At 67.0% G+C, this 20,428-nt stretch carries 18 protein-coding genes; 7 read left to right on the top strand and 11 right to left on the bottom strand.

The annotated features are described in order from the left end of the window. Window positions 1–11: 11 nt before the first annotated feature. Window positions 12–1,382, bottom strand: a complete 1,371-nt coding sequence (locus ACIPEQ_RS10530) for an extracellular solute-binding protein (protein WP_402715099.1) — start codon at window positions 1,380–1,382, stop codon at window positions 12–14. 230 nt (window positions 1,383–1,612) lie between these two features. On the opposite strand from ACIPEQ_RS10530, the gene ACIPEQ_RS10525 reads away from it, so the two are divergent. After that, entirely contained in the window at window positions 1,613–3,115 is a 1,503-nt protein-coding gene (locus ACIPEQ_RS10525) for an alpha-N-arabinofuranosidase (protein WP_402715098.1), read from the top strand. Window positions 3,116–3,363: 248 nt separating this feature from the next. Here the strand turns inward: ACIPEQ_RS10525 and ACIPEQ_RS10520 are convergent, their stop codons facing one another. The 3 genes from ACIPEQ_RS10520 to ACIPEQ_RS10510 all read right to left on the bottom strand — a co-directional run bounded on the left by ACIPEQ_RS10520 (window position 3,364) and on the right by ACIPEQ_RS10510 (window position 6,825). Then, window positions 3,364–4,872, bottom strand: a complete 1,509-nt coding sequence (locus tag ACIPEQ_RS10520) for a GNAT family N-acetyltransferase (protein WP_402715097.1) — start codon at window positions 4,870–4,872, stop codon at window positions 3,364–3,366. A gap of 24 nt (window positions 4,873–4,896) precedes the next feature. Continuing rightward, a complete protein-coding gene (locus ACIPEQ_RS10515; protein ID WP_402715096.1) occupies window positions 4,897–5,754 on the bottom strand; it encodes a 3-hydroxyacyl-CoA dehydrogenase in 858 nt (285 codons plus the stop codon). An 81-nt stretch (window positions 5,755–5,835) separates the two neighbouring features. Further along, window positions 5,836–6,825 carry a LacI family DNA-binding transcriptional regulator gene (locus ACIPEQ_RS10510; RefSeq protein ID WP_126891489.1) on the bottom strand — a complete coding sequence of 330 codons (990 nt, stop codon included), beginning with the start codon at window positions 6,823–6,825 and terminating at the stop codon, window positions 5,836–5,838. A gap of 226 nt (window positions 6,826–7,051) precedes the next feature. Between ACIPEQ_RS10510 and ACIPEQ_RS10505 the strand changes: the two genes are divergently transcribed. From ACIPEQ_RS10505 to ACIPEQ_RS10490, 4 genes are all read left to right on the top strand, one after another. Further along, entirely contained in the window at window positions 7,052–7,987 is a 936-nt protein-coding gene (locus ACIPEQ_RS10505; RefSeq protein ID WP_066655681.1) for a carbohydrate ABC transporter permease, read from the top strand. After that, on the top strand, window positions 7,984–8,976 hold the full coding sequence (locus ACIPEQ_RS10500; protein ID WP_402715095.1) for a carbohydrate ABC transporter permease: 993 nt from the start codon (window positions 7,984–7,986) through the stop codon (window positions 8,974–8,976). The genes ACIPEQ_RS10505 and ACIPEQ_RS10500 overlap by 4 nt, the downstream gene beginning before the upstream one ends. 103 nt (window positions 8,977–9,079) lie before the next feature. Continuing rightward, a complete protein-coding gene (locus ACIPEQ_RS10495) occupies window positions 9,080–10,411 on the top strand; it encodes an ABC transporter substrate-binding protein (RefSeq protein ID WP_402715094.1) in 1,332 nt (443 codons plus the stop codon). A gap of 75 nt (window positions 10,412–10,486) precedes the next feature. After that, window positions 10,487–12,370, top strand: a complete 1,884-nt coding sequence (locus tag ACIPEQ_RS10490; RefSeq protein ID WP_402715093.1) for a beta-galactosidase family protein — start codon at window positions 10,487–10,489, stop codon at window positions 12,368–12,370. A 160-nt stretch (window positions 12,371–12,530) separates the two neighbouring features. Here ACIPEQ_RS10490 and ACIPEQ_RS10485 read toward each other — a convergent pair whose 3' ends face one another. Continuing rightward, window positions 12,531–12,833, bottom strand: a complete 303-nt coding sequence (locus ACIPEQ_RS10485; RefSeq protein ID WP_402715092.1) for a biopolymer transporter Tol — start codon at window positions 12,831–12,833, stop codon at window positions 12,531–12,533. 45 nt (window positions 12,834–12,878) lie between these two features. On the opposite strand from ACIPEQ_RS10485, the gene ACIPEQ_RS10480 reads away from it, so the two are divergent. Together ACIPEQ_RS10480 and ACIPEQ_RS10475 are read left to right on the top strand one after the other, a co-directional pair. Next, window positions 12,879–13,697 (top strand): spore photoproduct lyase family protein, encoded by an 819-nt coding sequence (locus ACIPEQ_RS10480; RefSeq protein WP_402715091.1) that lies wholly within the window; start codon window positions 12,879–12,881, stop codon window positions 13,695–13,697. A 30-nt stretch (window positions 13,698–13,727) separates the two neighbouring features. Next, window positions 13,728–13,952, top strand: a complete 225-nt coding sequence (locus tag ACIPEQ_RS10475; protein ID WP_402715090.1) for a hypothetical protein — start codon at window positions 13,728–13,730, stop codon at window positions 13,950–13,952. 39 nt (window positions 13,953–13,991) lie between these two features. On the opposite strand, the gene ACIPEQ_RS10470 is transcribed toward ACIPEQ_RS10475, so the two are convergent. The 6 genes from ACIPEQ_RS10470 to ACIPEQ_RS10445 all read right to left on the bottom strand — a co-directional run bounded on the left by ACIPEQ_RS10470 (window position 13,992) and on the right by ACIPEQ_RS10445 (window position 20,404). Beyond that, window positions 13,992–14,819, bottom strand: coding sequence for a DNA adenine methylase (locus ACIPEQ_RS10470; protein WP_402715089.1), 828 nt, complete (start codon window positions 14,817–14,819; stop codon window positions 13,992–13,994). Window positions 14,820–14,839: 20 nt separating this feature from the next. Beyond that, complete coding sequence (locus ACIPEQ_RS10465) at window positions 14,840–15,802, bottom strand: hypothetical protein (protein WP_402715088.1); 963 nt, start codon at window positions 15,800–15,802, stop codon at window positions 14,840–14,842. Continuing rightward, window positions 15,802–17,700 carry a hypothetical protein gene (locus ACIPEQ_RS10460; RefSeq protein ID WP_402715087.1) on the bottom strand — a complete coding sequence of 633 codons (1,899 nt, stop codon included), beginning with the start codon at window positions 17,698–17,700 and terminating at the stop codon, window positions 15,802–15,804. Before ACIPEQ_RS10460 ends, ACIPEQ_RS10465 begins: the two co-directional genes overlap by 1 nt. After that, complete coding sequence (locus ACIPEQ_RS10455) at window positions 17,693–18,877, bottom strand: metallophosphoesterase family protein (RefSeq protein ID WP_402715086.1); 1,185 nt, start codon at window positions 18,875–18,877, stop codon at window positions 17,693–17,695. Before ACIPEQ_RS10455 ends, ACIPEQ_RS10460 begins: the two co-directional genes overlap by 8 nt. A 125-nt stretch (window positions 18,878–19,002) precedes the next feature. Beyond that, window positions 19,003–19,179: a CsbD family protein gene (locus ACIPEQ_RS10450; RefSeq protein WP_126891475.1), complete on the bottom strand. Its 177-nt coding sequence runs from the start codon at window positions 19,177–19,179 to the stop codon at window positions 19,003–19,005. A gap of 130 nt (window positions 19,180–19,309) precedes the next feature. Next, the gene (locus ACIPEQ_RS10445) at window positions 19,310–20,404 is read right to left on the bottom strand and encodes an SDR family oxidoreductase (protein WP_402715085.1); all 1,095 of its coding nucleotides are present in this window, start codon (window positions 20,402–20,404) and stop codon (window positions 19,310–19,312) included. Window positions 20,405–20,428 lie beyond the last annotated feature (24 nt).

Here is a 20,428-nt window from a genome sequence, read left to right as displayed (position 1 = left end):
CACGTGCCCGGTCACAGCGGGCTCGGGGTGTTGAGGTAGGTCGCGAGCTGGCCCTTGATCGCCGAGAGCGCCTGGGCGGGGGAGCTGCTGCCCTGCTGGACGAGGGCGAGCTGCGCGCCGACGATGCCCTCGAAGGTCGAGCCCGAGCCGCCGTACCAGGCAGCGTCGTCGAAGACCGCGGTCTCGGCGGCCGACGCGTAGTTCGACTGCGGGGTGAGGTCCTTGTACTGCTGGCTGTCGAACGTCGGCATGTACGCCGGCACGTGTCCGCCCTCGGCCCAGGTGAGGCTCTGCTCGAGCATCTGCTTGATGAAGAGCATGTGCGCCTTGCGCTGCTCGGGCGTCCGGTCCTTCTTCGGCAGGATGAACGTGTGCGAGTCCGCCTGGGTCGCGGGCTTGTCGAAGAGCTGCGGGATCGGCACCATGCCGAACTTCAGCCCCTTGATCGACTGGGCGGTGCTGATCTCCCACTCGCCCTGCATGAAGAAGCCGGCCTTGCCGTCGAACATCAGCGACTGCGCCGTCGCGTAGTCGAGCGCCTTGTTCAGCCAGCCGTTCTGCACCCACTTCTGGGTCGTCTCGGTGACCTTGCCGTAGGCGTCCTCGTTGACCGTGAGCTTCGCGCCGCCGTCGCTGATGAACGGGGTCGCACCCTCGATCTGGTTGTACATCGTCCAGAAGAACCGCCACGGGGTCGCGGTCTCGGGGACGACGTTCGCCACGTTGAGCGCCGTGCCGCCGGTTACCTTCGCGACGGCGGCCATCGCGTCCTCGAAGTTCTCGAGGCCGTTCAGGTCCTTGAGCTTGCCGTCGGCATCGATCAGGCCAGCCTTCTGGCACACGTCGACGTTGTAGAAGAGCACGAAGGGGTGTGTGTCGAGCGGGATGCAGATGTTCTTGCCGTCGGTCTTCTGCGCGGTCCAGGCCTTCTGGTTGAAGTCGCTGGCGCTCAGGCCGACGCTCGCCAGGTCGTCCTCGGTGATCGGGTCGAGCAGGTCGCCGTCCCACAGCGGCTTCGCGCGGGTGAGGTGGGCGATGGCGACGTCCGGCGGCTTGTTCCCGACGGTGGCCAGTGTCACCTTCGAGTAGTACGGGTTGCCCCACGCGAAGGTGGTGGCCTGCAGCGCGGACGAGCCGCCGTGCTGCTTCGCGTACCCGTCCTCCATCGTCTGCATGCGGACGCCGTCGCCGCCGCCGAACAGGTTCCAGAAGACGAGTGTCTCCGGGTTGAGCGGGGCACCGGCGATGCCGGCGGCGATCGGGCTCGAGCAGGCTGCGAGCGGCAGGACCGCTGCACCTGCGGCGGCACCGGCGAGCAGCGTCCGCCGGGTGAAGGCACCGCCGCGGGTCTGCGGGGTGGGTACGGCTGGTCGGATCGGCATGGCATCACTCCATCGGGACGGGCCGAGCGGAGCGGTCGTTGCTCCGTGAGCGCTCACATTAGCGGCCGACCGGGGTCGCCGCCACCCCTTCCGTGAACGTCACGACACCGGTGTGCCACCGCTTCCCCAACGGGCCGGAACCCGCTAGCGTTCTCATGACGTGAGCGCTCACTTTCGTGACGGGCCGCGCACGTCACCGCACGAACCCCCCAGCAGATCGAAGGAGATCCATGCCCCGCACACACCTCGTCCTCGACGCCGCGTTCACCGTGGGGCCGGTGCGCCGTCGCCTGTTCGGTGGGTTCGTGGAGCACCTCGGGCGCCACGTCTACGACGGCATCCACGAGCCCGCTCACGAGACCGCCGACGAGCACGGCTTCCGCAAGGACGTCATCGACCTCGTCAAGGAGCTGAACGTCTCCGCGATCCGCTACCCCGGCGGCAACTTCGTCTCCGGCTACAAGTGGGAGGACGGCGTCGGCCCCGTCGAGCAGCGACCCCGCCGCCTCGACCTCGCCTGGCACTCCACCGAGACGAACGAGGTCGGCCTGCACGAGTTCCAGCACTGGCTCGACGCGGTCGACTCGGAGCTCATGCTCGCCGTGAACCTCGGCACCCGCGGCACGCAGGAGGCCATCGAGCTCCTCGAGTACGCCAACATCGACGCCGGCACCGCGCTCAGCGAGTACCGCCGCTCGAACGGCCGCCAGGAGCCGTTCGCGATCAAGATGTGGTGCCTCGGCAACGAGATGGACGGCCCGTGGCAGCTCGGTCACAAGAACGCCGAGGACTACGGCAAGCTCGCCGCGATGACCGCGAAGGCCATGCGGCAGATCCAGCCCGACCTCGAGCTCGTCGCCTGCGGTTCGTCCGGTGCCTCGATGCCGACGTTCGGCGAGTGGGAGCGCACCGTCCTCGAGCACACCTACGACGACGTCGACTACATCTCGGCGCACGCCTACTACGAGGAGGGCGACGACATGTCGTCGTTCCTCGCCTCGGGCGTGAACATGGACCACTTCATCGACACGGTCACCACCGCCGCCGACCACGTCAAGGCGCACAAGAAGTCGGACAAGCGGATCGACATCTCGTTCGACGAGTGGAACGTGTGGTCGATCAAGCGCTGGGAGGCGCAGGCGAAGACGTTCACGCTCGACGAGTGGCCGGTCGCCCCGCGTCTGCTCGAGGACGTCTACACGGTCGCGGACGCGGTCGTCGTCGGTGGTCTGCTCATCTCGCTGCTCCGCCACGCCGACCGTGTGGCGTCGGCGAGCCTCGCCCAGCTCGTCAACGTGATCGGCCCGATCATGACCGAGCCGGGTGGCCCGGCCTGGCGCCAGACGACCTTCTTCCCGTTCTCGGTCACCTCGCGGCTCGCCAACGGCACGTCGCTGCAGGTCAAGGCCTCCGGTGACACGGTCGACGGCGGCAAGTACGGCGAGGTCCCGGTGGTCGACTCCGCCGCCACCGTCGAGGACGGGAAGGCAGCGGTGTTCCTGGTGAACCGTCACCAGACCGAGAGCACCACGGTGACGATCGACCTGGCGGGCATCGGCGTCGAGGGCGACGTCCGCGCCGAGGGCATCTGGGACGACGACGTGCACGCCGTCAACGACCTGGAGGGCCGCGAGCGCGTCGGGCTCCGCACGAACGAGACCGTCCGCCGCGAGGGCGACACGATCACGATCGAGCTGCCCCCGGTCTCCTGGACCGCGGTGTCGATCGGCTGAGCCGCCGCCGACGACGGTCGGCGCACGAACGCCTCGGCGAGCGCTCCGGTGAGCGTCGAGTGAGCACGGAGGGCACCGGCCCGCGCGAGCGGACCGGTGCCCTTCGCTCGTGTCCGGACGGTGACGGCGTGGCCGGTCCGCGTCGGACGGGAGGCGCGGTGCGGTCCGGCCACGGGCCTCCCGGCCAAGGACACGCCGGACGGGAGGCGCGGTGCGGTCCGGCCACGCGCCTCCCGTCCGCCGGTCGGTCAGTCCGCGGACGGCCGCATGTCGTAGGTGACCCACGGGGTCGCCGCGGCGACCCGGTCGTAGACCGCCCGCGCGGTCGCGTTGTCCGCGGCGGTGATCCACCGGACGACGCTCGCGCCCTCGACGGCGGCGGTGGCGGCGACCTCGTGCAGCAGGGCGGTCGCGACACCGCGGCCCCGGGCACGGGGAGCCGTGAACAGGTCGTCGAGGTACAGGCCGGTCGTCGCCGACGACGGACGGGCGAACCGGCGCACGTCCGCCAGCCCGAGCAGGTGGCCGTCGGCGTCCTCGGCGACGAGCCCGCTCAGCCCGTGCGCGCCCGTGGAGACCCACTCCCAGGTGGTGCGGACGACCTCGGGGTCCTCGGGCAGACGGTAGAAGGCGCGGTACCCGGCGTACAGGTCCTGCCAGGCGTCCGCGTCCGTCGGACGGACCGGACGGACGCGCACGACCGCAGCCCGTGCGCGGGCCTTGACGTCCGCGATGACGGCGGTCTTCGCGTCGGCGTAGGCGTTCGTGTCGTCCCACGACTGCTCCATGAGCGCACGCTTGGTGTCCTCGTACCGCTGCCGGTCGGTGTCGTCGCGGCGCAGCTGGTCGCGGAGCAGCAGGTAGTCGTCGAGCTCGGGGGCACCGTGCTCGTAGACGTGCACGTGTGCGTCCCGCTCGGGCGTCCGGACGAGTCGGTGACCGGGTTCGCGCACCCGGAGCTCGTACCCGGCGTCGAGCAGCGGGGCGAGGTACGCGGCCTCGTCGGTGACGTCCGGCACGGCGACCGCGACGTCGACGATCGGCTTCGCAGCGAGTCCCGGCACGGACGTCGACCCGATGTGCTCGATCGTGACGTGCTGGCCGTCCAGGGCGCGGGCGATCCGTGCGCGGTGCTCCTCGTACCGGCCGGCCCAGGCGGGGTCGTGCTCGTGGAGCCCGACGGTGAGCGGCTCGGGGCCGCCGACGACGTCCACCTCGGTGACGTCGGGCTGCGCGTGCGCACCCGTGCGGATCCAGTGGTGGAGCAGGGTGTGCCCGTCCGGGTCGACGACGCTGCGCTCGTAGCGGCCGCCGGCGTGCTCGATGACCCGGCGGGACGCGGGGTTCGTCGCGTCGCACGTCAGCATGACCTCGGGCAGGCCGCGCTCGGCTGCCGTGCGGACGACCTCGGCGAGGGCCGCGGACGCCAGTCCCCGCCCCCGGGCGGAGGGCCGGACGCCGTACCCGACGTGCCCGCCGTACGAGCGGAGGAAGTCGTTCAGCTCGTGCCGGAGGGCGATGCTGCCGAGGTACTCGTCGCCCTCGACGATCCAGCGGTAGGTGCACGTGACGTGTTCGGGGCTGGCGGGGACGGTCTCCTCGGCGAGGAGCTGCTCGACCCAGCGCTCGAAGCCCGCCCGGTCCTGCAGCGCCGCGACGTCGCGGATCCCGGCACCGTCCTGGTGGGCGCCGTCCCACTCCTGCAGGGCGCGGCGGAAGGACGGGAAGTACTCGGGGGAGGGGGCGACGAGTTCCATCCCGAGATCCTAGGGGTGCTCAGGTCAGCGGTACCGGTAGAACCCCTCACCCGACTCGACGCCGAACTTGCCCTGGTCGAGGTACTCGGACTGCAGGTACGCAGCCCACGCCTGCGCGCCCGGCTCGGGGGAGGCACTCGCGACCGCGTGCGCGGTGCGGAGCCCGATGACGTCGTACATGCGGAACGGCCCGACCGGGCTGCCGGTCCCGATCTGCCACGTGGTGTCGATCGTCTCGGGGTCGGCGACCCCGCGGAGCACGAGTGCAGCTGCTGCGTCGAGGAGCGGGACGAGCAGCGAGTTGAGCACGTAGCCGGGCTGCTCCTTGTGGAGGCGGATCGGGACCATGCCGATCTCCTCGGCGAAGGTCGCGACGCGCTCGAACACCTCGGGGACGGTCTGCTCGGTCCCCATCACCTCGGCGGTGTTCTGCCGCCAGACGTGGTTCGCGAAGTGCAGGGCGAGGAAGCGGTCCGGGCGCCCGGTCGCGTCGGCGATCGCACTCGGCAGCAGGGTCGACGAGTTGGTCGCGAAGACCGTGTGCTCCGGCGCGACCTCGGCGAGGCGTGCGTACACGTCGCGCTTCAGGTCGAGTCGCTCGGGCACCGCCTCGACGACCAGGTCCGCCTCGGCGACGGCGTGCGCGAGGTCGGTGTCGAAGGTGATCCGCGCGACGGCCGCGTCGGCGTCCGGGCGGGCGTCCTGCCCGACGTCGCCGAGGTACTGCTCGACGATGCCGGTGAGCCGCTGACGACCGGCGGCGACCGCGTCCTCGCTGATGTCGTACACGACGACGGGGACGCCGTGTCGAGCGGTCTGGAGGGCGATCTGGGTGCCGAGGACGCCGGCGCCGAGCACGGTCACTGCGCTGAAGGTGGTCATGCGGTCAGTCTGCTCCTGCGTCACGGGAGCGCACGGGTGACCGCCTGATCCGCCGCGAGCGTCCAGGCCTGCCGGGAGCGCTCAGGCCCGCGGCGGGGGTGCCGTGCTCGCCCGTTCGACCAGGCGCACCGGCACGAGGTCGGTCGACGTCCGGACCGGGGTGCCCTCGATCTGCGCGAGCAGCGTCGCGACCGCACGGCGCCCGACCTCGTCGAAGGACTGGTGCACGGTGGTGAGCGGCGGCCAGAACGACTCCGACTCGGGGAAGTCGTCGAACCCCACGACGCTGAGGCTCCCCGGCACGTCGCGACCGGCCTCGTGCGCCGCCCGGAGCACCCCGAGCGCGGTCTGGTCGTTCACCGCGAAGACGGCGGTGATGTCGGGGCGTGCTGCGATCTCCCGGCCCGCACGGTGCCCGTCGGCCGTCGACCACCCGGCGGGGAGGACCGGCGGGACCCGACGACCGGCGAGCTCCAGCGTCTCCCGCCACGCGTCGAGACGGCGTTCGGCGGAGTAGGAGGCCGAGGGGCCTGCGACGTGCCAGACGGTCTCATGGCCGAGGTCGAGCAGGTGCTGCGTGGCGAGCCGTGCACCTTCGGCCTGGTCGATGTCGATCGAGGGGCGGTCGGTCGTGCCCGCGGAGTCGACGACCACGAGCGGGACACCGCTCGGCAGCACGACCTCGGCGGTGTCGATGATGTGCGACTCGATGACGATCACGACGCCGTCGACCGCCTGCTCGTGCAGCCGGGAGAGGGCGGTGCGGACGCCCTCGCCGGTGCGCGACGCCATCGGCAGCAGGGTGATGGTGAAGTCCGCGGCCGCCGCTGCTGCCGAGATCGCCTCGAGCGTGCGCATGTTGCCGAACGACGCGAGCGTGAACATGATCACGCCGATGGTCCGGAACCGCCCGGACCGCAGCGCGCGGGCTGCACGGTTCGGCCGGTAGCCCAGGTCGTCCATGGCGCGCTGGACCCGGTCGCGGGTGTCCGGACTGACGTTGTCGAACCCGCGTGCGACGCGCGACACGGTCTGCATCGAGACGCCGGCGGCATCGGCCACCGCGGCCATCGACGGCGCACGACGCGGTGCGGTCAGATCGGTCGACAACGTGTTCCCTCCGTTCGACTTCCCCGAACGCTAGTGCATGTTGACGTTGCCATGCTACGGTGACGTCGTTCGATGTTGACGTCAACATCGACGTCCTCCGGAACGGTGCCAGCGCAGGCAGGGCACGTCCCGAACGCACCGGAAGGTGCACGGTCCGGAACCCGAACGCAGCAGACAAGGGAGTCACATGAGCACGCTCGCAGCGCGCCCGGCCGAGGCGGCACCGCCGGCACGGCCGACCGCTCGCCGCCCGAAGGTCCGGGGGCGGTACACCGGCTGGCTGTTCGTCGGCCCCTTCGTCGTCGTCCTCGTGGCGATGCTCATCGTGCCGATCGGCTACGCGCTCTGGCTGAGCCTGTTCCGCGACCAGCTCATCGGCGGCAACCAGTTCGTCTGGTTCGCCAACTACGTGCAGCTGTTCCAGGACGCCCAGTTCTGGGAGGGCCTCGGCCGCGTCGCGCTGTTCCTCGTCGTGCAGGTGCCGATCATGCTCGGCCTCGCCCTCGTCGCCGCCCTCGCGCTCGACAGCGCACGGCTCTGGGGCACCGGGTTCTTCCGCATCGCGGTGTTCCTGCCGTACGCGGTCCCCGGCGTCGTCGCAGCCCTCATCTGGGGCTTCATCTACGGCAACCAGTTCGGCCTCACCGGCGCCGCCAACAGCGCGCTCGGCATCGACCTGCTGCAGCCGTTCAGCCCGACCTGGGTCCTCACGTCGATCGGCAACGTGGTCACGTGGGAGTTCCTCGGCTACAACATGCTGATCTTCTACGCAGCCCTCCGCGTCGTCCCCGGCGAGCTGTACGAGGCCGCCGAGCTCGACGGCGCCGGACCGCTGCGCACCGTCTTCTCGATCAAGCTGCCCGCCCTGCGCGGCCCGATGGTCATCGCGACGATCTTCTCGATCATCGGCAGCTTCCAGCTCTTCAACGAGCCGAACCTGCTGAAGACCCTCGCCCCGAACGTCATCGGCAGCGCCTTCACCCCGAACATGTACGCCTACTCGCTGTCCTTCAGCGGCCAGCAGTTCAACTACTCCGCCACCGTCGCCATCGTCATGGGCGTCATCACCGCCGTGATCGCCTACGTCGTCCAGGTCCGCGGAACCCGCCAGGAGAACCGATGAGCACCCTGCAGCACCCCGCGACCGGACCCGCCGGTGGGACCGGCCCGGCCACGGTCACCGAGGCGACCACCACCCAGCGTGACCCGCGCGACCGGGCGACCCGCGCCTCCCGGTCGCGTCGCGCCGGCAAGCCGGTCGACGGACGCAAGGTGAAGCGCTCCGGTCTCCTGACCGCCGTGATGGTCGTCTTCGTCGTCTACTCGTTCGCGCCGCTGTTCTACCTGCTGGTGAACAGCACGAAGACCCAGGCGTCGCTGCTGTCGACGTTCGGCCTGTGGTTCGGCGGCGACTTCAACCTCTGGCAGAACATCGTCGACACGCTCACCTACAACGACGGCATCTTCATGCAGTGGCTCGGCAACACGCTGCTGTACGTGGTCGTCGGTGCCGGTGGCGCGACCCTGCTCGCCACGGTCGCCGGCTACGGCATGGCGAAGTTCCAGTTCCCCGGCCGTCGTGCGGTCTTCGCCGTCGTCCTCGGTGCGATCGCCGTCCCCGGTACCGCGCTCGCCGTCCCGACCTTCCTGCTCTTCTCGCAGTTCGGCCTGACGAACACCCCGTGGGCGATCATCCTGCCGTCGCTGATCAGTCCGTTCGGCATGTACCTCATCTGGACCTACGCGATCGACGCAATCCCGACCGAGCTCATCGAGGCCGCCCGCATGGACGGAGCCGGCGAGTTCCGGATCTTCTTCACCATCGCGCTGAAGCTCCTCACCCCCGGCGTCGTCACCGTCCTGCTCTTCGCGGTCGTCGCCACCTGGAACAACTACTTCCTGCCGCTCATCATGCTGAGCGACCCGAAGTGGTACCCGCTCACGGTCGGCCTCAACCAGTGGAACGCGCAGGCCACCGGCTCCGGCGCGCAGCCGATCTACAACCTCGTCGTCACCGGATCGCTCCTCACGATCATCCCGATCGTGGTCGCGTTCCTCTTCCTCCAGCGCTTCTGGCAGTCCGGCCTCGCGGCCGGGTCCGTCAAGGCCTGACCTACCGGACGCCAGGCACGCCGGCAGCCCGCCACGCGCCTCGCGACCGGACACAGCAGCACCACACCCCAGCCCCAGATCACGAAGAAGTGGAAGGCAACCCATGAACAAGCGTCTCCGGCGCGGGCTCAGCGCCCTCGCCATCGGCGTCACCGCCGCGATCGCCATGACCGCCTGCGCGTCCGGCAGCTCCGCCGGCGGCTCGGCGGACGACATCGACAAGGCCCTGAAGGACGGCGGCACGCTGACCTACTGGTCCTGGACCCCCTCGGCCAAGGACCAGGTCGCCGCGTTCGAGAAGCAGTACCCGAAGGTGAAGGTCAAGCTGGTCAACGCCGGCACCGGCGCCGACCAGTACACGAAGCTGCAGAACACGATCAAGGCCGGCTCGGGTGCGCCCGACGTCGCCCAGGTCGAGTACTACGCGCTGCCGCAGTTCGCCCTGTCCGACTCGCTCGTCGACCTGTCGTCGTACGGCTTCGACGACCTCGAGAGCAAGTTCTCGAAGGGCACCTGGAGCAACGTCGCGATGGACGGCAAGGTCTACGGCCTGCCGCAGGACTCCGGCCCCATGGCGCTGTTCTACAACAAGAAGGTCTTCGACGAGTACGGCATCACGGTGCCGACCACGTGGGACGAGTACGTCGCTGCGGCGAAGAAGCTGCACGAGGCGGACCCGTCGAAGTACATCGCGGCGGACTCCGGCGACGCCGGCTTCACCACGAGCATGATCGCCCAGGCCGGCGGCACCCCGTTCACGACCGACGGCGACAAGATCACCATCGACCTGCACGACGCCGGCACGCAGAAGTGGGCGAAGACCTGGGACCAGCTCGTCGAGCAGGGCCTGCTGTCGAAGACCACCGGCTGGACCGACGACTGGTACAAGCAGCTCGGCAACGGCGAGATCGCCACGATGGTGACCGGTGCCTGGATGCCCGGCAACCTGATGGCCAGCGTGCCGGACGCCAAGGGTGACTGGCGCGTCGCGCCGATGCCGACCTACGACGGCGGCAAGGCCCAGACGGCCAGCAACGGCGGCAGCTCGCAGGTCGTCATGAAGCAGTCGAAGAACCCGGCCCTCGCCGCCGGCTTCCTGAAGTGGCTGAACTCGTCGGAGGAGTCCACGAAGGTCTTCATGCAGTCCGGCGGCTTCCCGTCGACCACCGCCGACCTCGACTCGAGCTCGTTCCTGAACGAGAAGCCGGAGTACTTCGGCGGCCAGGACATCAACAAGGTCCTCGTCGACGCCTCGAAGACCTCGGCGAACGACTTCACCTACCTGCCGTACCAGGTGTACGCGAACAGCGTCTACGCCGACACCGTCGGGCAGTCCTACCAGAACGGCACCTCGCTCGAGGGCGGCCTGGAGGCCTGGCAGAAGGCGCTCGTGAAGTACGGCAAGGACCAGGGCTTCACGGTCGAGAGCAAGTAACACCCGCGTTCCCCACACCCCGGGGCCGTGCGGACACCACGTCCGCACGGCCCCGTCGTACGAGAGAGACACACCATGCGCTTCGCCATCGGCGACACCGACTTCCTGCTCGACGGCGAGCCGCACCGGGTCCTGTCCGGCGCGATCCACTACTTCCGCGTGCACCCGGACCTCTGGCAGGACCGGATCCGCAAGGCGAAGCTGATGGGCCTCAACACCATCGAGACCTACGTCGCCTGGAACGCCCACGCGCCGCAGCCCGGGACCTTCAGCTTCGAGGGCGGGCTCGACCTCGGCCGCTTCCTCGACCTGGTCGCCGAGGAGGGCATGCACGCCATCGTCCGCCCCGGTCCCTACATCTGCGCCGAGTGGTCGAACGGCGGTCTGCCCTACTGGCTCTTCGCCGACGGCACCGTCGGGGTCCGGCGGAACGAGCCCGGGTTCCTGGCCGCCGTGCGCGACTACCTCGAGCAGCTCGCGCCGGTCCTCGTGCCGCGGCAGGTCGACCAGGGCGGGCCGATCGTGCTCGTGCAGGTCGAGAACGAGTACGGCGCGTACGGCTCCGACGCGTCGTACCTGCGTGCGCTCGAGCAGATGCACCGCGACATCGGGCTGACGGTGCCCTTCACGAGCGTCGACCAGCCGATGGGCACCATGCTCGAGGACGGCTCGCTGCCGTCGCTGCACAAGACCGGCTCGTTCGGGTCCCGCTCCACGGAGCGGCTCGAGCGACTCCGTCAGGCGCAGCCGACCGGACCGCTGATGTGCTCGGAGTTCTGGGACGGCTGGTTCGACAGCTGGGGCGAGCACCACCACACCACGCCCGCCTCGGCCTCGGCGTCGGACCTCGACGACCTGCTGGCGGCCGGCGGCTCGGTGAACATCTACATGTTCCACGGCGGCACGAACTTCGGCTTCACGAACGGCGCGAACGACAAGGGCGTGTACCGGCCGATCGCGACGTCGTACGACTACGACGCCCCGCTCGACGAGGCCGGCCGGCCCACGCCGAAGTTCCATGCCTTCCGGTCGGTCATCGAGCGCTACGCGCCCGTCCCGCCGCTCCCGGCGTCGATGCAGCCGGGTGGCTCGGGTGTGCTGGCCGCGTCGGGTGCGTCGGGTGTGCTGGCCCCGTCGGGTGCGTCGGACACGTCGAGTGCGTCCGCCGCGTCGGTCGCCGGCCTGGAGGCGCGCCCTGCGCCCGCCGCGGACGTCGCGGTCCGCCTCGAGCGGGTCGCGTCGCTCCGGTCCCTGCTGCCCGCGCTCACCAAGTGGTCGGCGCACGACGAGCCGCCGACCTTCGACGCCCTCGGCGCAGCGAGCGGCTTCGTGCTCTACCGGACCGAGGTCGACCTGCCGGCCGGCGGCGTCCTGACCGTCGGCACCGAGGTCCGCGACCGTGCGGTCGTCTCGGTGAACGGCGTGGTCGTCGGCGTCCTGGAGCGTGAGCACCACGACCGGGCGATCGCGCTCCCGCCGGTCACCGGCACGCTGGAGCTCCTCGTCGAGGACCAGGGGCGCGTCGACTACGGCCCCCGGATCGGCGAGCCCAAGGGGCTGATCGGGGGAGTGGCGGTGGACGGTGTGCCGCTCGCCCGGTGGTCGGCGGCGCCGCTCGCGCTCGACCCGATCGCGCCGGCGGCGGTCGACCAGCTCGCCGCACTGCCCTCCACCGACGGCGACGTGCTGGCTGGTCCCGTGCTCGCAGCCGGATCGTTCGACCTGACGTCCACGGAGGACCGCTACCTGTCGCTCGACGGCTTCCGCAAGGGTGTCGCCTGGGTGAACGGGTTCTGCCTCGGGCGGTACTGGTCGCGGGGGCCGCAGCGGACGCTGGCCGTGCCGGGGCCGGTGCTCCGTGCCGGCCGGAACGAGGTCGTCGTGTTCGAGCTGCACGCCGCGGCGTCCCGCTCGGTGTGCATGCTCCTCGAGCCCGACCTGGGCCACACCGAGGCCTGACGCGGGCGCGTCTTCCGGCGCCGGGCACCGGGCACTTCCGGGCACTTCCGGGCGTACCTGGTGAGAACGGGCGTAGCTGGTCGGACGGATCGACCAGGTACGCCCGTTCTCGCTTCCCATCGCGGGTGTTCTGGGAGGGACCGGGCGGACTCAGGCGGACTCAGGCGTCCAGGGCGTCGAGGTCGGCCAGGGCGCGCTCGGCGTCGGCGATCCGGTCGGCCTCGGGGCGGGTCCACCACTCGGGCCCCCGCTCGCCGAGCCCGTGCTTCGCCAGGCCGTTCCGGTGCCGAGCGGCGGCGAGGGCGTCCTCGTCGCCGGCGCGCTTCGCCTGCTTGACGGCGTTGCGCCCGCGGCCGAGGTGCGAGCGGAGCGCAGCGGCGACGTCCTCGGGCAGCGCGGGGTCGGTGCGACGCCACCGGCGGCCGTCGACGACCAAGAAGTGGTCGTCGGGCTCGGCGGGCATGCTCCCGAGTCTGCACCGTCGGTGGTCGACGGTAGACAGGTGTCGATGACGGGACCACGCGTGCGACCCATGCTCGACGTCCGGCGGATCTACGCCGAGGACGCCGCTCTCGAGCTCCCGCGCGGGCAGGAGGTGCTCGGGCGCTGGCCCGACGCAGAGATCGTGCCCGTGGCGTCGCACTGGAACATCCCCGAGGTGCACGGCGACGAGCGCAACGTGCAGCGGTGGGTGCGCATCAAGACCGAGGCGCTCGTGCTCGGCGTCAAGAAGTCGCTCGTCACCCGACCGAACGGTCGTTCCGCCGACTTCATCGCCCCCTCGACCGCGAACGGCTGCGCGATGGCGTGTGCGTACTGCTACGTGCCGCGGCGCAAGGGCTACTCGAACCCGGTGACGGTCTTCGCGAACATCGAGCAGATCACGAAGCACGTCGCTCGGAACATCGCGAAGCAGGGACCGAAGACCGAGCCGAACCAGTGCGACCCGGACGCCTGGGTCTACGACATCGGCGAGAACAGCGACTGCTCGGTCGACGCCATGATCAGCGACAACGTGCGGGACCTCTGCGATCTCTTCCGGATGACCCCCACGGCGAAGGCCTCCTTCGCGACGAAGTACGTCAACCGCGACCTGCTCGACTGGGACCCCATGGGTCGCACGCGCATCCGGTTCTCGCTCATGCCGCACGAGACCGCGAAGGTCACCGACATCCGCACGAGCCCGATCGCCGAACGCATCGCCGCGGTGAACGACTTCGTCGGCGCCGGGTACGAGGTGCACCTCAACTTCTCGCCGGTGATCCTCACACCGACGTGGGAGTCGGACTGGGCCGAGCTGCTGCGCCAGGTCGACGACGTCCTCTAACCCGCGGCCAAGGCACAGCTCGCGGCCGAGGTGATCTTCCTGACGCACAACCAGCCCCTGCACGAGGTCAACCTCGGCTGGCACCCGAAGGCCGAGGACCTGCTCTGGCGCCCGGACCTGCAGGAGCAGAAGGTCTCGCAGAACGGTGCCGTCAACGTCCGCTACCGCTCGGGCATGAAGGGGCAGCTCGTCGAGCGCTTCCGCGAGCTCGTCGCCGAGCACCTGCCGTCCTGCCGCATCCGCTACGCGTTCTGAGCCGGTCGATGAGCGGACCTGATGCTTTCGCTCAACTTGTCAAGTCGAAACGAAAAGGTATTCAATGACAGTTTGTCGTCGCGCAGAGGAAGCGGCAATAGTTGAGGTTTGCGTAAGACTTACTACCCGAAAATCATTGTAAAGCGCCGCTATCTGCGCGGAAGCGGAATTCGTGACTAAGACTGTCGCGCCGCGATCACGGGCAGCACGCGCCGCTTCTGCAAGGCGAACTTGGTCCTCGAAGGAAAATAACTCGTGGTTGTAGTGGCGAAAGTCCCTGCCATCCGGACGCACTGCGTGGTAAGGCGGATCAGCGAAAACAAGGTCATTTGCTTCCGCAGCTCCCATGACCGTTTCGAAGTCGGCGCATAGCACTTTCAACTCTGAATCACGCAGCCAGATAGAAACGGCCTCAAGCAAACCATCGTGTACGACCGTGGACGATTTGGGAGCACCCCACGGAACGTTGAAGCGTCCCTGGCTGTTCACCCGGTAAAGACCATTGAATGCCCCGCGGTTGAGATAAATGAAACGTGCTGCTCTCGATATCGGACCAGAAGGTGTTTCACTTCTGACGCGATAGTAATGTTCCTTTTGCAAGGGCCACGCGCGGAGCTTCTCGGCAACTTCACGAGGGGACGCGGCCACGGTCTGCCAGGTCTCGATCAATTCAGCGCTCTTATCCGACAGAATTCCGGCGCTGGGTTGCAGAAGTGTCGCCAAGGAACCGCCGCCCAAGAAGGGCTCGAAGTATTTGTCAAAAGTTTCGGGAAGGTGCGGCACTAACTGCGGGAGCAGTCGACGCTTCGAGCCCGCCCATCGAAGGAACGGTCGAACATCCCGCTTTGCGCGGCGCGATTCGATCAAGAGCGAGTCTTTGTTAAGGGTCAATTGTCCGGCACGCCAACTCGTACGTCTACTGCTATCAGGGGCCCTAGTGCCCTTCGCTGGGTCGGTCGTCGCTCCGGCCCAGGGGAAACACGCCAAACGCTGCAGGTGCTCGGGTATTGGACCGCCACCAGCATCGACGCCAGAGCAAACACTTTGGGGCCAAGTGGCACAAAAACTATCCGCACTCTGTGCGCGAGAGCGCTCGTGTAGTTCTCAAGCATGCGGTAGAGGGATAGCGGTTCCGAGAGCGAATAACTTCGCATCGAATCAAACTCCGAGATGAATAGACCCCGGTTGATCATTTCGAACTCGGCATCGTACCGACGATCAAAACCTTGAGGATGAAAGTACAAGGCTTTTCCGGGCTCGAGAGTTTCAACGGCCGCCAGGGCCAGCGTGCGTTCAAAACCGAGCCCGACGATCGCATGAAGCTCCTGACTGGGGTCTGCGGGCCATCCTTCGAGCCCTTGAACAGGTCTATTCACTCGCGGATTATCGACGTCGCCCTGCATATCCTCCGAAAACGCTGCAGGGGAGTAGACGAAACGCAATACATCCGTATCTTTGAAGTTGTCTGCCGCAAATCGAACGATACTGCCGAGAATATCCCGGTCCATGCACGAGATATCAATCAGCCAGCGAACGCCTCCCGCCATTACGGCAGAGGGCGCAACCGTGGCCTTATTCCGATCGTTTGTGTAGTCGGACTGAAGTTGATGCATGAGCTCGATTGGGTTGCTCGTCGACCAAGCCGACGCGAAGATATCACGATTAGAATCATAGCTGAGAATGCCCGAGTTCTGGTAGTCGAAAGCAGTGACGTCTCGGACAGAATTGGTCAAACTCCTATATGCGGTACTTGCGCGCTCTTCATATCCAACGACCGCGACTAGGCGATCAAATCGTTCTGACGAGGTGAACTGAGCTCGATTGACCGAAAGCTGAGGCTCCTGTCGCATCAGTCGAAGCCTCCTGGGACATCGAGTTGAGGTGGTTGTATTCGATCACGGTGCGATTTCATTGGCGCCCTCGTCGTCGTTGACTTTTGAGAGCCCTGTTCAAGTTGCAAACGCGCCTCGTGCAAGACGGTGGACATCGCCAAAAGCTTGCCTTGACGGAACGGAAGGTGGAACCGGGGAGAAAGTAGGTAGTTCAGCCGCAGCTTCGCGCCGGACACCTCGCTGTTGAGCGACCCGTTGTCGGTGCGAGCAGGAACTAGCGCACCCACGTTGACCGCGCGTTCGACGAGAGGAAGCAGCCTCGTATCGACTTGCGAGTCAACATACACGCCTGCCGGGACGTCAGCACTGAAAGGCAGATCAATCAGGCGTGAAACAAGAGCGTTGCCTACGGCGTCAATCAGATTCAGGACTGAGATTGTTCCGCCACTGAACTCCAGGGCTTCCTGCGCTTCCACCAGGCCCACAAATCGATCCATCGTCGCTTCGATGGCTTCGGATTGAGCAGTAAGGCCAACTTTACCATTCAGGCTTGACTGCAAGGCAAGCCCAATTTCGCGGATAAGCACCTGTGCCATGCGGGGATTCCCATCTGGGAAGCTCACTAACGAATTGGCGCCTGTGTAGATCTCGTAAGTTTTTCTCGATCTGCGACCGTTGACACCTTTGAAGTATTCCCGCGCAACGACGATGTTTCGGATTTTGCGGATTGTGGCCGCGCGCGCGGTACCCTGGAGACTATCAAGGTCATCCAAATTTATTCGGCGCTTCCCTAGATAACCCTCAAAACTTGGATCCCGAGCGGCGAGAGCGCGCATGCTTTGCAAAACCGGGCCGTCTTTTGCATATGCGTGGCCGCTCAGCCGAGGACGCGATTCGGAGGCATTAAACGCGTCTCGGCCGTCGAAAAAGCTCTCACCGAGTATCCTGTGTAAGGAGGTTCCGCGCACGTCGGACATGCGAGCCAGGTATTCTTCGAACAGTCGCGTCGTGAAGGAGGTGTCGGCAAGCCTCCCGTTGCCGACTAGGGAAATCGATTCGAAGTCCTGCCCGCTAATCGCGCCATGTGTTCCGCCGAGATGGCTCGCCTCGGGACTGATTGGCGCCATCGAAAGCTTGAAGTCGATGAGCTGGGGCCCAGCTCGAAGACGACGCATCAGGTGTTCAACTAGAGAGACGGGAGCCAATTCCATCTCATCGAAAAGTAGGGCCCAACGCTGCTGCGGTGCGTGAACAAGAGAGTTGAAGACCGAGATTACCGCTTCGGCTGCACCAATAGGATCGACCTTCAACCATGCGGTCGTCAGTAATCTCTCGGGCTGATTGCGAAGGTTGCCCAGTTCCGCAAGTCTGAGAGCAATCGCCCTAACGACACTGCTTAAGCTGGTTCCGCTGCCGGGAAGTTCAAACGCAAATCGGAAGGACTGCGCCAGTTCTCGCTCCTGATCAGAGTCGAGCTTGTATCGGCCGTGCTCGCGGAACGTGTCTGAGCGATGGTCGCGTACAGAGTATTCGATTGCCGCGGCGAGACTGCGAGCGATGTGTAACGCGTATGCACCAGTGGCAACTGCTTCGGCTATCTCGATCGGCGCAGTTCTGAGTTGATCGGTCCAGAGGCGGTCGGCGCCGACAAACACGCCGATCGCGTTGAACTCCGCCCCGAGGGCGTCTGCTTCGGCATCTGGCCAGTTTTCTAATGCTTCGGATTGAAGCATCTTTAGTAACGTGGTCTTGCCTGCGCCCCGTGGGCCAGTCAAGACCGCGTTGGCCGAGGCGATTAGGTCTGCAAAGGCGGGAGGCGCGATGAAGGTGTCCGCAACTTGGCGCGGCGAAAGTTTCACCGCGTTGAACGCGAAAGCTGATGTCGGCCTTGTGTGCTCAGGGTTTACGCTAGTCAAGCTCGACCTCCTCAATCCTTCCCGCTGGCGTCAACGTGACCATGACCGAAGGAGAGCCAGACCGAAGAAGCTTGGTTAGTGCATCGATATTGAAGGCATTGACATACTTGAGTACAGGAAATGCTTCGTTGAGGGTCTCAGCGCTGAGTCGCTTAGTGCTCCCAAGCGCGCTGCGCATTCGGCGCGCTAAAGCGGTCAGGGAGCCGCGGAAGCCAAATCCGCTCTCGTGCGGCAAAATGTGCTCCGCTGGTGCCGTCTGCCAGCCAAACCCGGCGTAACTCCATGAGAATATCGTGCCGCCGAAATCGATACCAAGAGCTTCATCGATCTCGTCGTCGAATTCGATGACGTGGAATTGATTCCTGACTTGAGCCCCCCATCCTCCTCCGCCCATGTTCGCCGAGAAGCTACCTGAGGAGAAGAGGAGGGGAGACAATGAATTCCCTGGAGCCCATTGCACATACGGACGGTGTTTGTGTCCGTGTATCACCATCCATGGAGCGGCATCGCTCAGAAAACTCATCAATTCGTCCCCCTCGCGGAGCATGCTCATTTCGGCATGATCGAGGCCAGGGAGTTGCGCGATGTGGTGATGCAGAACTAGAAGACGCTTCTTCTGCTCGACTGGCTCGTTGAGATCGGAACGCAATTCCTTGAGCGTCGTCGAATCGATGCGGCCATGCTCAAATTCTTCCGCCCCGCCAACTTTATAGCCGTGATGTGCCGACGAGTTCAGAACCAGGAATTGGAAGTTGTCGGTTTCCACTTGGCAGTAATTATAGGCAAAGAAACTCGCCTGCGCAGCGCGGTCATCAAAGGGAAATAGGGGTCGTAGTTCCTGGAGCGACCCCTTTGGGTTTGCTTCTGGGTTGCCGCGGCTGTCGTAGTCGTGATTGCCGGCTGTCGCCACAAGCTGAGCTTGCAGCGTCGCCGCGACGGCGTTCAATCTCTCCCAGACTCGAGTAAGCGCGTTCGGGTCGGCCTTATCGGTCAGATCGCCGGGTACGAGGACGACCTCGACTTCGCCGAACGCGTCCTTCACGATCGATGCGCACTCCTCGAGCAGCGCGTCCCCCTGACCCCCTGCCGCGGCGAAAGAAAGGTTTGAGGGAGCCGAGTCACTCTGCTGCCCTACGTGCGCGTGTAGGTCAGATATGACGAGAATCCGAGCTGGCATACACGTCCTTCATTGGTAGCGGCATGATATCGCACCACTTCCCGTCCGCCGGCGTCTTGTGACGCGCCGGAACACGGCGAACGCCCGCACCGACGAGCGGTACGGGCGTCAGCGGTGGTCGACGTTCACTTGCCGTCGAACGCGTCCTTGGCCTTCTCCTTGTCGAGGCGACCCTCGCCCATGACCTGGTCCTTCTGGCCCTGGTGCGTGAGCTCGGCGTCGTCGGTCTTCTTGCCGACGGCCTCCTCGACCTTGCCGGCGACCTTCTGCGTGACGTCCTTGGCCTTGTCTCCGAGCGACATGGTGTCTTCCTTCCTCCGGGAACCGCCGAGGGCTCCCGGCGTCTGTGTCACCGAGACAACCAGGGCATCCGGCCCGACTCGCGGCCCGGTCGGAGGTTCGCGTACCCCGGTCGGGTCCGTCGGGGTACGGCTACGGGACGAGACGCTCGGCACGGTAGCGATCGAACAGGTCGGTGAAGGCGCGCTCGGTGCGGCGGAACGCCGTGAAGCCCGCCTCGCGGCTCTTGCCCATGTCGGTGACGACCTCCATGGCGCGTCCGAGGTCGGCGTCGGTGTGCCACCACGACGCCAGACGCGTGACGTCGGACTCGACCAGGCCGTACCGCTCGGCGATGCCGGCCCACGCACCCTCGTGCTCGGTCATCTGCTCCTCGAGCGGCCGGGGACGGTCTTGGTACCCGACCACACGCGCCGGGTCCACACCGAGGTGCGCGGCGAGTCGCGGCCACATCCACCGCCACCGGAAGACGTCGCCGTTCACGACGTTGAAGGGCTCGTCGGCGCCTTCGGGGCTGGTGGCCGCCCAGACCATGTGCTCGGCGAGGATGCCGGCGTCGGTCATGTCGGTGAGGCCGTTCCACTGCGCCTCGCTGCCCGGGAACACGAAGTCGAGGCCGAGCTCCTTCGCGAGCGTGGCCTGCACGGCGATGGTCAGACCCATGTTCATGGCGTTGCCGACCGCGTACCCGATGACGGTGTGCGAGCGGTGCACCGACCAGGTGAACCCCTGACGCTCGGCGGCGGCGAAGAGCTCGTCCTCCTGCGCGTAGTAGAAGTTCGGGGTGTCGAGGCGCGGCTCCTCCTCGTGGAAGGGCGTGTCGGGCATCTCCCCGGCGGCGTACGCCTCGAACGGGCCGAGGTAGTGCTTCAGCCCCGTGACCAGGGCGACGTGGGCGAGCGGGGCGTGCGAGAGCGCGGCGAGCAGGTCGCGGACCATGCCACCGTTCACCCGGATGTTCTCGGCCTCGGTCTCCTGCCGCTGCCACGCGGTGAAGAACACGTGCGTCGGCCGCTCGCCCGCGAGTGCCGACGTCAGGGAGTCCGGGTCGCGGAGGTCCGCGGCGACGGTGCGGACACCGTCACGGGCGAGCGGACGCCGGGAGAGCGCGGTCACGTCCCACCCGAGCGCGAGCAGGTGGGCGACGAGCGCGGAGCCGGTGATGCCGCTGGCACCCACGACGAGGGCTTCGGGACGGGCGGGGGTCGGTTCGGTCGTGTTCGTCATCGTGGTGGTGCAACGTCCACGGGC

This window comes from Curtobacterium sp. NPDC087080 (assembly GCF_044745105.1).
Taxonomy (GTDB): domain Bacteria; phylum Actinomycetota; class Actinomycetes; order Actinomycetales; family Microbacteriaceae; genus Curtobacterium.
Note: the sequence above shows the minus strand (reverse complement) of the source record. Positions and strands in the feature narration are given on the sequence as shown.

Bases quoted from the DNA above. Each gene is read 5' to 3' on its own strand.
- ACIPEQ_RS10525 (WP_402715098.1), top strand. From the start codon at position 1,613: ATGCCCCGCACACACCTCGTCCTCGACGCCGCGTTCACCGTGGGGCCG.
- ACIPEQ_RS10445 (WP_402715085.1), bottom strand. From the start codon at position 20,404: ATGACGAACACGACCGAACCGACCCCCGCCCGTCCCGAAGCCCTCGTC.
- ACIPEQ_RS10530 (WP_402715099.1), bottom strand. From the start codon at position 1,382: ATGCCGATCCGACCAGCCGTACCCACCCCGCAGACCCGCGGCGGTGCC.
- ACIPEQ_RS10465 (WP_402715088.1), bottom strand. From the start codon at position 15,802: ATGCGACAGGAGCCTCAGCTTTCGGTCAATCGAGCTCAGTTCACCTCG.
- ACIPEQ_RS10500 (WP_402715095.1), top strand. From the start codon at position 7,984: ATGAGCACCCTGCAGCACCCCGCGACCGGACCCGCCGGTGGGACCGGC.
- ACIPEQ_RS10505 (WP_066655681.1), top strand. From the start codon at position 7,052: ATGAGCACGCTCGCAGCGCGCCCGGCCGAGGCGGCACCGCCGGCACGG.
- ACIPEQ_RS10485 (WP_402715092.1), bottom strand. From the start codon at position 12,833: ATGCCCGCCGAGCCCGACGACCACTTCTTGGTCGTCGACGGCCGCCGG.
- ACIPEQ_RS10480 (WP_402715091.1), top strand. From the start codon at position 12,879: ATGACGGGACCACGCGTGCGACCCATGCTCGACGTCCGGCGGATCTAC.
- ACIPEQ_RS10450 (WP_126891475.1), bottom strand. From the start codon at position 19,179: ATGTCGCTCGGAGACAAGGCCAAGGACGTCACGCAGAAGGTCGCCGGC.
- ACIPEQ_RS10495 (WP_402715094.1), top strand. From the start codon at position 9,080: ATGAACAAGCGTCTCCGGCGCGGGCTCAGCGCCCTCGCCATCGGCGTC.
- ACIPEQ_RS10490 (WP_402715093.1), top strand. From the start codon at position 10,487: ATGCGCTTCGCCATCGGCGACACCGACTTCCTGCTCGACGGCGAGCCG.
- ACIPEQ_RS10520 (WP_402715097.1), bottom strand. From the start codon at position 4,872: ATGGAACTCGTCGCCCCCTCCCCCGAGTACTTCCCGTCCTTCCGCCGC.
- ACIPEQ_RS10455 (WP_402715086.1), bottom strand. From the start codon at position 18,877: ATGCCAGCTCGGATTCTCGTCATATCTGACCTACACGCGCACGTAGGG.
- ACIPEQ_RS10510 (WP_126891489.1), bottom strand. From the start codon at position 6,825: ATGGCCGCGGTGGCCGATGCCGCCGGCGTCTCGATGCAGACCGTGTCG.
- ACIPEQ_RS10515 (WP_402715096.1), bottom strand. From the start codon at position 5,754: ATGACCACCTTCAGCGCAGTGACCGTGCTCGGCGCCGGCGTCCTCGGC.